Genomic DNA, 14,740 nt, shown 5'->3' on the forward strand with positions numbered 1-14,740 from the left:
CGGGCACGCCTCTACGCACCCCACACCAACCGACGTTACCGCGCCGGCCGCCCCCTGCCTTCAGGGGCGCAGAGCTGTGCGCCCCGTAAGGGGCGCGGGGAACTGCGCGACCAGCCCCCACTCACCCGCAGCTCCCCACCCGCCTTGGCACGCGAACTCAAACCGCCGGTACGAAGCACACGCCGGGCACCCCCGACAAGGGGCGCGGGGCTGTGACATTTGCGGCTCCGCCGCGGGGCGCGCCCAGCCCCCACCGAACCCGCGGCACCCCACCCGCCCCAAGCCCACATACCCCCGCTCAGGCCAGCGCAGCGCGGTGTACCCGCTAACGTGGATCGGATGAGCGTCCAGGAGCAGTCACCAGAGGGGCCCGCCACCGCGGGGGCGCATCCGCGTTCGCTCGCGGAGGACCTGCGGGCCCGCGACGACGCCTCCCTGGCCGCGCTCCTGCGAGCCCGCCCCGACCTCATCACGCCCGTCCCGACCGACCTCACCCAGCTGGCCACCCGCGCCGGCACCCGCGCCTCCGTGGTCCGCGCCCTGGAACGGCTCGACCGGTTCGCCCTGCAGACGGCGGAGGCCCTGGCCGTGGCCCCGGAACCGGCGCCGTACGACACGCTCCTCGCCCTGCTGGCCGGCGACGACGGCGACCCGGCCGTCACCGGCGCCCTCCCGCACGCGCTGGCCACCCTGCGCGAACAGGCCCTGGTGTGGGGCGCCGACGACCGGCTCCGCCTGGTCCGCACGGCCCGCGAACTCCTCGCGCCCTCGCCCCAGCACCCTTCCCCGACGGGCCTGGGCCCGACGGTCGCGGAGGCCACGACGGGCATGTCCCCCGGCCGGATCCAGGAACTCCTCACGACGGCCGGGCTGCCCTCGACGCACGACGCGGTGTCGGCGGTGGCGTCCCTGACCGCGCTGTTCGCCGACCGCGCCCGTATGTCGGCCCTGCTCGACACGGCCCCGCCCGACTCCGTGGAGGTCCTGTCGCGGCTGGTCTGGGGCCCGCCGTACGGCCAGGTGACCGCCGACCCGGCGCCCCGCCTGCGCTGGCTCCTGGACCGCGGCCTGCTCCTGCCGACGGCGCCCGGCACGGTCGTGCTCCCCCGCGAGGTCGCCCTGCACCTGCGCGCGGGCCACGCGCACCGGGAGACGGAGCCGCTGCCGCCCGCGGTCGAGCCCACCGCCGCACACCGTCCACAGGTTGTGGACGGAACGGCGGCCGGCCAGGCGTACACCGCGCTCGCCACCGTCGAGGAGCTGCTCAAGGACTGGCACGAGGGCGGCCCGGCCGTCCTGCGCGCGGGCGGCCTGAGCGTACGGGACCTGAAGCGGACGGCGACGGCCCTGGACGTATCGGAGCCGGTCGCCGCCTTCTGGATCGAACTCGCTTACGCGGCAGGCCTGTTGGCGTCGGACGGCGCGGCCGACGAGCGGTACGCGGCGACCCCGGCGTACGACGAGTGGCTGGAGCTGCCGCCGGCCGAGCGCTGGACGCGGCTGGCCACGGCGTGGCTGTCGGCCACCCGCACGGCGGGCCTGACCGGCGGCCGCGACACCAAGGACCGCACCCTGGCGGCCCTGGGCCCGGGCCTCGACCGCTCGGCCGCCCCCGAGGTCCGCCACCGCGTCCTCGCCCTCCTCGCCGCCCTGCCCGAGGGCGCCTCCGCGGCCGCCGACTCCCTCGTCGCCCGCCTCCACTGGGAACGCGCCCTGCGCGGCGCCACCGCCTCGGACGACCTGCGCGCCCGCCTCGCCCGATGGACCCTGTCCGAGGCGGAGTCGCTGGGGATCACCGGCCGGGGCGCGCTGTCGGCGCACGGGCGGATGCTGCTCGGGCTGCCCGCGGGGACGGCCACCGGCCACCGGACCGCACAGGAGAACGCGCAGGAGAACGACCACGGGCACGAGCACGGGCCGGCCGATTCGGGGCCCGGCGGCAAGCTCCCCTTCCACCACCACAGGCCCCATCACCCGGCGCCCGCCCCGGAACCCCGCTCCCCCGCCGAACTGGCCTCCGCCGCCGCCCGGGCCGGCCGCCTCCTCGCGCCGCTCCTCCCCGAACCCCTCGACCACGTCCTCCTCCAGGCGGACCTGACCGCGGTGGCCCCCGGGCCCCTTGAACGCCCCCTGGCCGACACGCTGGGCGTCCTCGCGGACGTGGAGTCGAAGGGCGGCGCGACGGTGTACCGGTTCACGCCGGGTTCGGTCCGCCGGGCCCTGGACGCGGGCCGTTCCGCCTCCGACCTGCACGCCTTCCTCGCCGACCACTCCCGCACCCCGGTGCCACAACCGCTGACGTACCTGATCGACGACGTGGCCCGGAAACACGGCCACCTGCGCATCGGCGCCGCGTCGGCGTACGTCCGCTGCGACGACGACGCCCTCCTGAACGAGATCCTCGTCGACAAGCGGTCCCAGGGGCTCCGGCTGCGCCGCCTCGCGCCCACGGTCCTGGCCGCCCAGGCCGACCCCGCGGCCCTCCTTGACGGCCTGCGCGCGATGGGCTTCTCGCCGGCCGCGGAGTCCGCCGAGGGCGACGTGCTGATCACCCGCGCCCACGCCCACCGCACCCCGCCCCGCACGGCCCCCGAGCCCGTCCCCGACGGCCCGCCCGTCCCGGACGCGACCCTCCTGGGCGCCGCGATCCGCGCCGTCCGCGCCGGCGACCTGGCCTCCACGGCCCCCCGCAAACCGGCCGCCGCCGCCCCCAACGGCGGCCTCCCCCGCACCACTTCGGCCGAGACCCTCGCCACCGTGCAGGCCGCCGTCCTCACCGGCGACACCCTGTGGATCGGTTACGTCAACGCCGAGGGCTCAGCCAGCCAGCGCGTCATCGCCCCGGTGCGCGTGGAGGGCGGCTTCGTGACGGCGTACGACCACACCGCGGACGAGGTCCGCACGTACCCCCTGCACCGCATCACAGGCGTCGCCGAACTCGCGGACGACCCCGCCTGACCCGGCGGCCCCCTCCCGGCTCACTCGTTCGGGTGTACGCCGGACTTCATGCACGCCACGCCGGACACTTCCCACCCTTGAGGGACCTTGCGGGATCCCGCGCATCGCCGCCCGAGCGGCAGGGCAGCCACTGGTCGTCCTGATCATGCTCGACCGAGCGCCGGGCTCCTGGGGAGCACGGCCCGTGCGAGCACAACGGAGAGGTAGTCCCATGCGCACTGCTCGTCGTGTCGCCACCGTCCTGATCGGAACCGCGGCGCTGCTCGGCGCACTCGCCGCACAGGCCGCGGCGATCGGTATCGATCTCGGCGGGGGCCTGACCCTCTGAGCCGCCCCCGGCACACTCCGCACACCCCGCACACCCCGCGGGCCGGACTCGGCGCCCCGAGTCCGGCCCGTCCCCTCCGTGGGTCCCCACCCCGGTCATCAGCGCCTCAGCGTCCGAAAGGCTCGACAGTCCCCATGCGTCCCAAGCTCCCCACCCGTACGCGTACCGGCGTCCGCACGCGTTTCGCCCTGACGGCCTCCGCCGTCACGCTTCTCGCCGGCATCGCTCTCGTCGGCGGGCTCGCCCCACAGGCCGCCGCGGTCCAGCCCGCCCTGCCGCTGCCGCTCCCGGTCGCCGCCGTCGAGCCCCTGGTCACCGAGGGCGTCACCGTCGAGGGGCCGTTGGTCAACAACCTCACTCTGCCCACGCTGAAGTAGCGCGGCGCATCCGGTAGCTGTCCCCGTCGAGCCGGAGGATCTCCGCGTGGTGCGCGAGGCGGTCGACCATCGCGGGGGCCGCCCCGCCGCCGAAGATCTCGTCCCAGCGGCCGAGCGGGCGGTCGCTGGTCACGATCAGCGAGGCCCGCTCGTAGCGGTGCGCGACGAGCTGGAAGAAGAGGTGGGCGGTGTCCGCGTCGAAGGGGCGGTAGCCGACCTCGTCGACGATCAGCAGCGGGTGGGCGTCCAGGGCGGCCAGTTCCTCGCCGAGCCGCCCGCCCGCGCGCGCGTCGGCCAGCCGGGCGGCCCACTCCGTGGCGGTCGCGAACAGCACCTGGTGCCCGGCCTGGCAGGCCCGCACGCCGAGGCCGACGGCGAGGTGCGTCTTGCCGGTTCCGGGCGGGCCGACGAACATCACGTTCCGCCGCGCGGCCACGAAGTCCAGCTTGCCGAGCCGGGCGAGCGCCTCCCGGTCGAACGCCCGGGGATGCTCCTCGTCGAAGTCCTCCAGCAGCTTCCGGGAGGGAAAGCGGGCGGCCCGGATCCGGGTCTCGGCCCCCGTCTCGTACGAGGCTGTCGCCTGGGCCGGAATCGACCCGGGAGCCGGCCTGGCCACCGCGAGGGCCGAGAACTCGGCCGGGACGGACGACGAGGCGGAAGTCTCCCGTCCGACCATCTCCGGTACATGCCCATGCCCGTGGTTCTCTCCATGCCCGTGCCCGTGGTTCTCTCCGTGCCCGTGATCCTCCCCCTGGCCAGGGCCGTGACCATGGCAGTGACCCTTGTGCGAGGAGCCCTCCGCGTGCGCCGCCATCGGCCCCGACATGTACGCCAGGATCGCCGCCGAGGCGATGAACGCCATGTGGATCACCGTTCCCCACATCAGCGAGTGGTGCGAGGTGTGGTGCACGTCCACGAACATCTGGAGCAGGTGGACGGAGGAGATGCCCACGATGGCGGTGGCGAGCTTCACCTTCAGCACGTTGGAGTTGACGTGCGAGAGCCACTCCGGCTGATCGCGATGGCCCTGCAGGCCGATACGCGAGACGAAGGTCTCATAGCCGCCGACGATCACCATGATCAGCAGGTTGGCGATCATGACGACGTCGACCAGCTTGAGCACCGCGAGCATGACGTACGTCTCGTTCGCCTGCCCGGTCACGCACCGGAGGATTAAAGTCCACAGCTCGTTGAAGAACTTGTAGACGTACACGCCCTGCGCGGCCACCAGCCCGAAGTACAGCGGGGCCTGGAGCCAGCGGGTGGCGAACAGGGCGTACCCGAGCGTCGTGGTGGGCGGGGACGCGACGGGCGGCGGCGGGGCAAGGGTGTGACCGGACAACAGTGCTTCTCCCTGGGCGGTGACCTGGGGCAGTGACCTGCGGGGATCGCCATTCTTGGGGTCCGTTGCCGTAAATCTGAATTCACACCACTCATTCGAATGAATAGACATTCAGTAGGACAGGACGGGGTGGTCGATCCGTTCGCACCGGGCCGGGCCCGCGATCAGGCACACTGGACGTTTGGCCGTGCACACCGCACAGCTGTGCAGAAGGGGACGCGCGCGTGAATGGTCCACTCATCGTCCAGTCCGACAAGACCCTGCTCCTGGAGGTCGACCACGAGCTGGCGGACGAGTGCCGCCGGGTCATCGCGCCCTTCGCGGAGCTGGAGCGTGCGCCCGAGCACATCCACACGTACCGGGTGACGCCGCTCGGGCTGTGGAACGCGCGCGCCGCCGGACACGACGCCGAGCAGGTCGTGGACGCGCTCGTGCAGTACAGCCGCTATCCGGTGCCGCACGCGCTGCTGGTCGACATCGCGGAGACGATGGACCGCTACGGCCGCCTCACCCTCTCCAAGCACCCGATCCACGGTCTGGTCCTCACGACCACCGACCGGCCGGTGCTGGAGGAGATCCTGCGCTCGAAGCGGGTCGCTCCGCTCGTCGGCACCCGGATCGACCCGGACACCGTGGCCGTGCACCCCTCCGAGCGCGGCCAGATCAAGCAGACGCTGCTGAGGCTGGGCTGGCCGGCCGAGGACCTCGCCGGGTACGTGGACGGCGAGGCGCATCCGATCGAGCTCGCCGAGGACGGCTGGGCGCTGCGGCCGTACCAGAAGCAGGCGGTGGAGAACTTCTGGCACGGCGGGTCGGGAGTGGTCGTACTCCCCTGTGGTGCCGGAAAGACGCTGGTCGGCGCCGGTTCCATGGCCCAGGCGAAGGCCACCACCCTCATCCTCGTCACGAACACCGTCTCGGCCCGGCAGTGGAAGCACGAGCTGGTGAAGCGGACGTCGCTGACCGAGGAGGAGATCGGCGAGTACAGCGGTACGAAGAAGGAGATCCGCCCGGTCACCATCGCGACGTACCAGGTCCTGACGACGAAGCGGAAGGGCATCTACCCGCACCTGGAGCTCTTCGACTCACGCGACTGGGGGCTGATCATCTATGACGAGGTGCACCTGCTGCCGGCCCCCGTCTTCAAGTTCACGGCCGACCTCCAGGCGCGCCGCCGCCTCGGTCTGACGGCCACGCTGGTCCGTGAGGACGGGCGCGAGTCGGACGTGTTCTCGCTGATCGGCCCGAAGCGGTTCGACGCTCCGTGGAAGGAGATCGAGGCGCAGGGGTACATCGCGCCGGCCGACTGCGTCGAGGTCCGGGTGAACCTCACCGACTCCGAGCGGCTCGCGTACGCGACCGCCGAGACGGAGGAGAAGTACCGCTTCTGCGCGACGACGGCGACCAAGCGCAAGGTCACCGAGGCGATCGTGCGGAAGTTCGCGGGCCAGCAGATCCTCGTCATCGGCCAGTACATCGACCAGCTCGACGAGCTGGGCGAGCACTTGGACGCGCCAGTCATCAAGGGCGAGACGTCGAACGCCCAGCGGGAGAAGCTCTTCGAGGCGTTCCGGCAGGGCGAGATCAGTGTGCTGGTCGTGTCGAAGGTCGCGAACTTCTCGATCGACCTGCCGGAGGCGACGGTCGCCGTCCAGGTGTCGGGGACGTTCGGCTCCCGCCAGGAGGAGGCTCAGCGTCTCGGCCGGGTGCTCCGCCCGAAGGCCGACGGCCACCAGGCCCACTTCTACTCGGTCGTGGCCCGCGACACCATCGACCAGGACTTCGCGGCCCACCGCCAGCGCTTCCTGGCGGAACAGGGGTACGCGTACCGGATCATGGACGCGGACGAACTGCTGACGGACAGCACGGACAGCTGACGGCTCATGGTCGAGGGCGGCGGCCCGTAGTCGAGGAGGGCTACCGGCGGCGTATGCCGGCTTCCTCGCCGTACTCGCCGAGCAGGATCACGCCGAAGGCGGCGCCGGCGAACACCTTGACGGCGCGCAGGGCGTCGCCGAGACGGTGCCGGTGGCTGCCCTGGAGGGCGGTCGCGCCGGGCGGCGGGCCGGACCGGGCGGGGGCTGGGGTGAAGGTGGCTGCGCTCATGTATCCATAGTGGATTTCGGGCGCTCCGCTTACATCGGCCTGCGGACCGAGCCTCCGCCGCCTCCTCGTACGACTCCGGAGTGACCCGTCCCCCGTAGGGAGGGGGACCCTGTCCCCTAGGGGACAGCAAGGGACAGCAGGGGGCGTAGGAAAACGGGGGCACGAAAAACGGAGTCGGGAAACGGGGCGGAAAAGCGGGGCCCCGAAAACAATTGGCCCCGGCCCACCCCGCTCGCCTAAAATCTCCGCTCTTGCCCGCCTCCCTCGTGGAGCGCCGCCGCCCGGACGGAAACCGGCCGGCCCACCGCCACTCAGCAGGCCCCAGCAGGTGCCGCAGGTCCCCGGAGGCAACCCCCGTGTCCACCCCGCCCGACTCCGCCACGTCCGACGCCGCCCCATCGAGCTCCGCCCCGTCCGACGACCCCCTCTCCCGCGAGCGCGCCCACCTCACCCACTCCCGCGCCGCCCTGCGCTCGATGCGCGAGGACGTCGAGTCGCTCGACATCCGGGACGTCACCGCGAACTGGGTCAACGCGGAAGCCCTCACCCACCAGATCGACGAGCGCATCAAGGCCCTCGCGGACCTCTCCCACACCCCGCTCTTCTTCGGCCGCCTCGACTACCTGCACTCCCCCGGCGCCGAACAGGCCGAGGGCGCGGAGGGCGAGCGCTTCTACATCGGGCGGCGGCACGTGCACGACGCCGACGGGGACCCGATGGTCATCGACTGGCGCGCGCCGGTGTCGCAGCCCTTCTACCGGGCCTCGAAGACGGACCCGCTCGACGTCGCGCTGCGCCGCCGCTTCGGTTACACGGGCGGCGACCTCACGGCGTACGAGGACGAGCACCTCATGGACCCCGCCGAGGCGGCGACCACCAGCAGGCTGCTCCAGCAGGAGATCGAGCGCCCGCGCGTGGGCCCGATGCGCGACATCGTGGCCACCATCCAGCCCGAGCAGGACGAGATCGTACGGTCCGGTCTCGGCGGCACGGTCTGTGTGCAGGGCGGCCCCGGCACCGGGAAGACGGCCGTCGGCCTGCACCGCGTCGCGTACCTCCTCTACGCCCACCGCGACCGGCTCGCCCGCACCGGCACCCTCGTCATCGGGCCGAACAGGTCCTTCCTGCACTACATCGAGCAAGTGCTGCCCGCGCTGGGCGAGTTGGCGGTCAAGCAGGCGACGGTCGACGATCTGGTCGCGCATGTGGAGGTGCGGGGTACGGACGAGGCGGTGGCCGCGGTCGTGAAGGGCGACGCGCGGATGGCCGAGGTCCTGCGCCGGGCCGTCCGTTCGCACGTGACCATGCCCACCGAACCCGTCGTGGTCGTACGCGGCTCACGGCGCTGGCGGGTACCGGCGTACGAACTGGAGGAGATGGTCCGGGAGTTGCTGGCCCGGGACATCCGCTACGGCGCCGCCCACGAGGCCCTGCCGCAGCGCATCGCGCACGCCGTGCTCGTCCAGATGGAGCGGTCCGGAGAGGCGCCGGACGACCGTGTGCAGGACGCGGTCGCCCGCAACACCGCGGTGAAGGCGGCGGTGAAGGCGATCTGGCCGCCGGTCGACCCCGCGAAACTCGTCCTGCGCCTGCTCTCCGACCCCGACTTCCTGGCCGCCCACGCGGAGGGAATCCTCACCGAGGACGAGCAGAAGACGATCCTCTGGGCGCCGCCCGGATCCGGTAAGAGGGCCGTACGGTCGGTCAAGTCCGCCAAGTGGTCGGCCGCGGACGCCGTGCTGATCGACGAGGCCACCGACCTCGTACGGCGCACGCACTCGCTCGGGCATGTGGTGCTCGACGAGGCGCAGGACCTCTCCCCGATGCAGTACCGGGCGGTGGGCCGGCGCTGCTCGACGGGTTCGGCGACGGTACTCGGAGACCTCGCGCAGGGCACGACGCCCTGGGCGACGCGGAGTTGGGACGAGGCACTGGCCCATCTGGGTAAGCGGGACGCGGTCGTGGAGGAGCTCACGGCCGGTTTCCGCGTGCCGACGGACGTCATCACGTACGCGTCCCGGCTCCTCCCGCACATCGCGCCGGGCCTGACCCCGGTGGCGTCGGTCCGCGAGAACCCGGGCTTCTTCGAGGTCCGTACGACGACCGGGGACGGCGACCCGGACGCCGAAGTGGTGGCCGCCTGCGAGGAGTTGCTGCGCAACGAGGGCTCGGTCGGCCTGATCGCGGCCGACGCACGCGTGCCGGCCCTCGCCGAGGCCCTGACGGCCGCCGGCCACACCTACCTCGGCCCCGGCGAGGAGACGACCCTCGCCACCCGTCTGACCCTCGTACCGGCCTCGCTGGCCAAGGGCCTCGAATACGACTACGTGGTCCTGGACGAGCCACAGGCCGTGGTCGACGGCGAACCGGACGAACGAACCGGCCTGCGCCGCCTGTACGTGTCCCTGACCCGAGCCGTCTCGGGCCTGATCGTCACGCACACGGCCCCGCTGCCGCAGCAACTGGCGCCATAGCCGTATAACCATCGGCATCGGCATGAGCCGGGCTCGTCAGGCGTCCAATGCCGTCCGCCACTCCCGTACCGCCTCCGCCGACACCGGCGCCGCCCAGCCGTCGGGCCGGGCCGCGCCGCCGATGTGGAACGCGTCGATGCCGGCCGCGCGCAACCGCGGCAGGTGGTCGAGGCGGAGGCCGCCGCCGACGAGGAGCTGGGGCCCGTAGCCCGGTTCACCGTGTCGGCGGGCCTCCGCGAGGAGCGTGGGCAGGCCCTCGTCGACGCCCGCCGGCGAGCCCGCCGTGAGGTACGTGTCCAGGCCGGGCAGGTCGGCGAGCCGCTTGCGGAGCGCGTCCCGGTCCGCCGTGCGGTCGATGGCCCGGTGGAACGTCCAGCGGCAGCCGTCCAGTTCGGCGAGGAGCGCCTCGATCACGGGCAGGTCCGGCTCCCCGGCCTCGTCGAGGAACCCCAGCACGAACTCGTCCGCCCCGGCCACCCGCAGCCCCCGCGCAGCCCGTACGAGCCCCCGCACGTCCCCGGCGTCGAAGCCGTCGGCCGACCGCAGCATCACGCGCAGCGAGATGTCGACGGCGGCCCGGATCCCCGCGAAGGTCCCGACCGGCGGGGTGAGCCCGTCGGCGGCCATGTCGGTGACCAGCTCCAGCCGGTCCGCACCCCCGGCCTGGGCGGCGACCGCGTCCTCGACACCGAGGGCGATCACCTCCAGGACTGCACGCTTGCTCACAGGACCTCTCCCCTCGGGCGGCTACAGGCTACAGGTCTAGTCCAATAGCAAGCCTACGCGCACACCGGGGGGCTCAGCCGAACAGGTTGAGCTCTGCCTCCGTCGCGCCCGCCAGCTCGTACCGCGTGCCGGTCAGCGGCCGGGCCGCGTAGAGCCGTACGAGGGTGGCAGCGTCGCCGATGTAACGCGCGGGCGGCCGCTCGCCGGACGGCGCGCCGAGCAACAGCGGCTCATCCATGTCGTCGAGGTCGGCGTGCAGCGCGAGGAGGCCCCGCTCCCGGCTGAGCCACGCCAACAGGTCGAGCGCGGGCCCCACTTGGGCGCCCGCGTACGCTCCGGGCTCGCCCCAGGCCTCGCGTACGTCGCCCGCGTGCACCCACTCCCCGAGCGCGACCGCGTCCAGTATTCCGCGCGTCTTGGCGATCACCGGTCCCGCGTCGGTCATCCCCCGCTCCAGCTCGTCGACGATCTCCGCCACGGACCAGCCGTCCCGCTCGGCGATGTCCCGGTCGTTGGCCTCAGGGCTGAACACGTCCTCCTCGTAGCGCCTCTCCACCACCCGGTTCAGCACGGTCGAACAGTGCGCCACCACATGCCGCACCGTCCACCCCGGACAACAGGTCCTGACCGCGAAGTCCTCCTCAGGCCGCCCCCGCAGGAGCGGTATCAGCACATCCCGCTCGGCGGCCAGCAGCCGCCCGGGCAGTTCCGGGTCCCGTACACCGTGCACGTCAGCAGCAGTCATGCGGTCCACGCTAGAGGCGGCGCGGGATCAAGGACAGTGCACCGGCGCACAGGCGCACAATGGCCCCATGCCCGACCCCGACACCCCCATGGCCTCCGAGCCCCCCGGCCCCGTGGACGACCTGCGCACCCGCTGGATCCGCACGCTCCGAGCGAGTCGTGGGACGGGCGCCCCGGACGCTCCGGACGTCCCCGACCCCATCCCGTACGCCGACGACCTCCTCGCCCGCTGGTCGGAGCCGCAGCGGCGGTACCACACCCTCGACCACCTCACCGCGGTCCTGGACCACATCGACGTGCTGGAGGAGGACGCGGAGGACCCGGAGCTGGTCCGCCTGGCCGCGTGGTTCCACGACGCGGTCTATCTGCCCGACCGCTCCGAGAACGAGGAACGCTCGGCCCGTCTCGCCGAACGTGCCCTCCCCGAGGCCGGCCTCTCCCCCGCCGCCACCGCCGAGGTCGCCCGGCTGGTACGCCTCACGGTCACCCACGACCCGGCCGAGGACGACCCGAACGGCCAGGTCCTCTGCGACGCCGACCTGGCGATCCTGGCGGCGCCCCCGGGCACGTACGCCCTCTACACCGCCGCCGTCCGCGAGGAGTACGCCTTCGTCCCGCCGGACGCCTTCCGCGAGGGCCGGGCCGCGATTCTGCGCCAGCTCCTGGACCTGCCCCGCCTCTTCCGCACGCCGTACGGGACAAGGGAATGGGAAGGCCGGGCCCGCCGGAACCTGGAATCCGAACTGGCCGGACTGACCGAACTGACGGACTGACCGACGGGCGGGCGGGCGGGCTGACGCGTGGGCTGACGAGCTAAGACAGGATCTCGACGTACCCGTCGGTTCCGTGCACGCGGATCCGCTGCCCGTCCCGGATCAGCCGGGTGGCCTGCTCCACGCCCACGACGGCCGGCAAGCCGTACTCCCGGGCGATCACCGCGCCATGGGTCATCAGGCCGCCCACCTCCGTCACCAGGCCCGCGACTCCGACGAACAGCGGCGACCAGCTGGGGTCCGTGAAGGCCGTGACCAGGATGTCGCCCGCTTCGAGATCGGCCTCCGCCATGTCGAGGATGACGCGGGCCCGTCCCTCGACGGTCCCGGCGGAGACCGGGAGGCCGATCAGGGCGCCGGACGGCACGCCGTCGCGCCGGTACGCCCCGGTGACCGCCTCACCGTCCGAGGTGAGCACCCGGGGCGGTGTGAGCGCGTGGTACGACCGGAACGCGTCCTTGCGCTGCTGGATGAGCCGGTCGTCTACTTCGTTCGAGCGCACGACGTCGTGCAGTTCCTGGAACGTGAGGTAGAAGACGTCCTCCTTCTCAGGAAGCACTCCGGCCCGCACGAGGCGCTCGGCCTCCTCCAACAGGGCCTGCTTGTAGACGAAGTAGCGGCTGACGATGTTGTACTTCGGGTACTCCCGGTACCCGACGAAGGTCCGGACCCGGTCGATCATCCGCTTGGCCTCGTCGGCTTTCCGGTCCCCGTCCGGCAGGGCCCGCAGGCGCGACAGCACGTCCTGTTCCTTCTTCCGCGCCTTCTGCCGCCCTTCCTCGAAGCGCCGCCCGGCGGCGCCCGGCTCGAAGTTCCTGACGTTGTCGAGGATCACCGGTACGAGCGTGGTGGGGCGCTCGCGCCAACGCGGCCTCGTGATGTCGATCTCGCCGACGCAGCGCATGCCGTACCGGTCGAGGTAGGCCTCGATGGCGTCGCGCGCCTCGGCCCCGCCCGCGAGTCGCGCCAACTCGCCCAGGAAGTCTGTGCCTTCGACGTACTCGACGTGCTCGACGACCCGCAGGAACGCCACCACCTCCGGATGCGGGCGGATCACGTCGGCGACGTCGAGCAGCGCCAGTCCCATCTCGGACGTGACGTTGTCCGGTGCGGACAGCGTGAGCGTGTCAGCCGCGTTCTTCTCGCCCAGCCACTCCTGCAACTTGTCGTTGAGCCACCAGTTGGCCTCCATCCCCGCCATGATCGCCCGCATGCTCAGCGGATCGCCGAGGACTCGTTTGTGGTCCTCGAAGGCCTCCGACAGGTACTCGAACAGCGCCGGTCCGGTCTTCGTCCGGATGTCGCGCTCCAGGGCGGCGAGGGACGCCTGGCTGCGCTCGATCAGCCCGGTGACGATGGCCGGATCGGTCTCGATCGGGGCGGCCGCGCCGCCGGCCGGTGCGGCCGGTGCGGCTGGTGCGGCTGGAGCGACCGGAGGCCCGCCGGGACCCGCGTCCGGGAGCGACGGGATGAAATCGTCGCGGTCGAGGACGGTCTCCAGCGCGTCCCTGATCAGCGGATCGCCCCTCCCGATGACGTCCAGGAGGCCGGCGCGGCTCGCGGGCGAGGCCAGCCGCCGGGTGACGTCGACGAACAGCCTCCCGCCGGCCTCGGGCATCGGCACCATGGCCGTCAGCTGCCACACGGAGAGCCCCAGCGGCCGCATGGGGTCGGTCATCATCTGCTGATGGCCGACGGAGATGTAGACGTGATTCTCCTGATCGCCGGTCTCGGGGACGGGGGTGGGAGTGGGGACGGGGATGGGGATGGGGATGGGGAACAGCGTCGTGATCGGCCGGCTCTGGACGATCTGGAAGCCGTCGTCGGCCAGGCACCACTCGATGTCCTGCGGGCTGCCGAAGTGCGCTTCGATCCGCCGCCCGAGTTCCACGAGCCGCACGACCTGCGCATCCGTCAGCGCCGGCTGCTCCTGCCGCCGCGAGTCGATCGCCACTTCCCGCGTACCGCCGGCCGGCAGGGCGTGAACGGCACGCTGTTTTGCGGCGATCGTCCTGGCGACGACCTCGCCGTCCCGCACCTTGAAGACGTCCGGGTTCACCAGGCCGGAGACCAGGGCCTCGCCGAGGCCGAAGCCGGCGTCCACGGTGGCGACCTTCCGGTTGCCCGTGACGGGGTCGGCCGTGAACAGGATGCCGGACGCTTGCGGGAAGACCATCCGCTGCACGACCACGGCCATGTCGACCGTACGGTCGTCGATGCCGTTCTGCCGCCGGTAGGTCACGGCCCGCTCGGTGAACAGCGAGGCCCAGCACCGGCTGACGTGCCGGAGGATCGCCTCCGGCCCCACGACGTTCAGATACGTGTCCTGCTGGCCGGCGAAGGAGGCCGTCGGCAGGTCCTCCGCCGTCGCGCTGGACCGGACGGCGCAGGCGGCCTGCTCGCCGAGCCGGGCGAGCGCGCCGGTGATCTCCGCCGCGAGGTCGCCCGGGACGGCCGTCTCTTCGATGGTCCGGCGAATCTCCGCGCTGAGCGTGCGGATCGCCTCCCGGTCGTCCGGGTCCAGGCGCGACAATTGATCGAGCCGGTCGTCGACCGACGGCGCCTCCGCCATGATCCGCCGGAAGGCGTCCGTCGTCACGCAGAAGCCACCCGGCACGCGGATACCTTCGATCCGCGACAGCCCGCCCAGGTGCGCGCCCTTGCCGCCGACGACCGCGACCTGCGCCTCGTCGACCTCTTGAAGATCCAGCACGTACTGCCCGGTCATGTCCGACGCCACCGCGTCCCCCATCGTCGACACCAACACACGCTCGCTGTGGCCCCAACTCCGCAGGTTGCGGCCTCGGCCGACGATTCTGCGCCGCGCCCCGGGGCTTGCCGCAAGCCCCCCGGCGCGCTATACGTTGAGAGTGGCAAGGAGCGGGCTCTCCTTGCCTTTGTCTTTGTCCTCC

At 72.5% G+C, this 14,740-nt stretch carries 10 protein-coding genes; 5 read left to right on the plus strand and 5 right to left on the minus strand.

The features are described 5' to 3' along the window. The first annotated feature begins 339 nt into the window (after positions 1-339). Together AB0I18_RS30355 and AB0I18_RS30360 are read left to right on the plus strand one after the other, a co-directional pair. The gene (locus AB0I18_RS30355; protein WP_363108814.1) at positions 340-2,958 is read left to right on the plus strand and encodes a helicase C-terminal domain-containing protein; all 2,619 of its coding nucleotides are present in this window, start codon (positions 340-342) and stop codon (positions 2,956-2,958) included. A gap of 462 nt (positions 2,959-3,420) precedes the next feature. Next, positions 3,421-3,663, plus strand: a complete 243-nt coding sequence (locus tag AB0I18_RS30360) for a hypothetical protein (RefSeq protein ID WP_363108815.1) — start codon at positions 3,421-3,423, stop codon at positions 3,661-3,663. Here the strand turns inward: AB0I18_RS30360 and istB are convergent. After that, complete coding sequence (gene istB / locus AB0I18_RS30365) at positions 3,641-5,005, minus strand: IS21-like element helper ATPase IstB (RefSeq protein ID WP_363108816.1); 1,365 nt, start codon at positions 5,003-5,005, stop codon at positions 3,641-3,643. The two genes, AB0I18_RS30360 and istB, sit on opposite strands and share 23 nt — an antisense overlap. Positions 5,006-5,229: 224 nt before the next feature. On the opposite strand from istB, the gene AB0I18_RS30370 reads away from it, so the two are divergent. Continuing rightward, positions 5,230-6,882 carry a DNA repair helicase XPB gene (locus AB0I18_RS30370; protein WP_363108817.1) on the plus strand — a complete coding sequence of 551 codons (1,653 nt, stop codon included), beginning with the start codon at positions 5,230-5,232 and terminating at the stop codon, positions 6,880-6,882. A 40-nt stretch (positions 6,883-6,922) separates the two neighbouring features. On the opposite strand, the gene AB0I18_RS30375 is transcribed toward AB0I18_RS30370, so the two are convergent. Next, positions 6,923-7,111: a hypothetical protein gene (locus tag AB0I18_RS30375; RefSeq protein WP_363108818.1), complete on the minus strand. Its 189-nt coding sequence runs from the start codon at positions 7,109-7,111 to the stop codon at positions 6,923-6,925. A gap of 356 nt (positions 7,112-7,467) precedes the next feature. On the opposite strand from AB0I18_RS30375, the gene AB0I18_RS30380 reads away from it, so the two are divergent. Further along, positions 7,468-9,585 (plus strand): AAA family ATPase, encoded by a 2,118-nt coding sequence (locus AB0I18_RS30380; RefSeq protein WP_363108819.1) that lies wholly within the window; start codon positions 7,468-7,470, stop codon positions 9,583-9,585. A gap of 36 nt (positions 9,586-9,621) precedes the next feature. Here AB0I18_RS30380 and AB0I18_RS30385 read toward each other — a convergent pair whose 3' ends face one another. Beyond that, positions 9,622-10,311: a copper homeostasis protein CutC gene (locus AB0I18_RS30385; RefSeq protein ID WP_363108820.1), complete on the minus strand. Its 690-nt coding sequence runs from the start codon at positions 10,309-10,311 to the stop codon at positions 9,622-9,624. A gap of 73 nt (positions 10,312-10,384) precedes the next feature. Then, a complete protein-coding gene (locus tag AB0I18_RS30390) occupies positions 10,385-11,056 on the minus strand; it encodes a maleylpyruvate isomerase family mycothiol-dependent enzyme (RefSeq protein ID WP_363108821.1) in 672 nt (223 codons plus the stop codon). 67 nt (positions 11,057-11,123) lie between these two features. Between AB0I18_RS30390 and AB0I18_RS30395 the strand changes: the two genes are divergently transcribed. Next, positions 11,124-11,828 carry a hypothetical protein gene (locus AB0I18_RS30395; RefSeq protein WP_363108822.1) on the plus strand — a complete coding sequence of 235 codons (705 nt, stop codon included), beginning with the start codon at positions 11,124-11,126 and terminating at the stop codon, positions 11,826-11,828. 40 nt (positions 11,829-11,868) lie between these two features. Here the strand turns inward: AB0I18_RS30395 and rph are convergent, their stop codons facing one another. Beyond that, positions 11,869-14,556: a rifamycin-inactivating phosphotransferase gene (gene rph, locus AB0I18_RS30400; RefSeq protein WP_363108842.1), complete on the minus strand. Its 2,688-nt coding sequence runs from the start codon at positions 14,554-14,556 to the stop codon at positions 11,869-11,871. Between the last annotated feature and the right edge of the window lie 184 nt (positions 14,557-14,740).

It is taken from the genome of Streptomyces sp. NPDC050704, assembly GCF_040654355.1.
Lineage (GTDB): Bacteria > Actinomycetota > Actinomycetes > Streptomycetales > Streptomycetaceae > Streptomyces.

What these genes read in the sequence shown, in the direction of transcription:
- AB0I18_RS30375 (WP_363108818.1), bottom strand. Translation starts at nt 7,111, where the DNA reads ATGAGCGCAGCCACCTTCACCCCAGCCCCCGCCCGGTCCGGCCCGCCG.
- AB0I18_RS30355 (WP_363108814.1), top strand. Translation starts at nt 340, where the DNA reads ATGAGCGTCCAGGAGCAGTCACCAGAGGGGCCCGCCACCGCGGGGGCG.
- AB0I18_RS30360 (WP_363108815.1), top strand. Translation starts at nt 3,421, where the DNA reads ATGCGTCCCAAGCTCCCCACCCGTACGCGTACCGGCGTCCGCACGCGT.
- AB0I18_RS30395 (WP_363108822.1), top strand. Translation starts at nt 11,124, where the DNA reads ATGCCCGACCCCGACACCCCCATGGCCTCCGAGCCCCCCGGCCCCGTG.
- rph (WP_363108842.1), bottom strand. Translation starts at nt 14,556, where the DNA reads ATGACCGGGCAGTACGTGCTGGATCTTCAAGAGGTCGACGAGGCGCAG.
- AB0I18_RS30390 (WP_363108821.1), bottom strand. Translation starts at nt 11,056, where the DNA reads ATGACTGCTGCTGACGTGCACGGTGTACGGGACCCGGAACTGCCCGGG.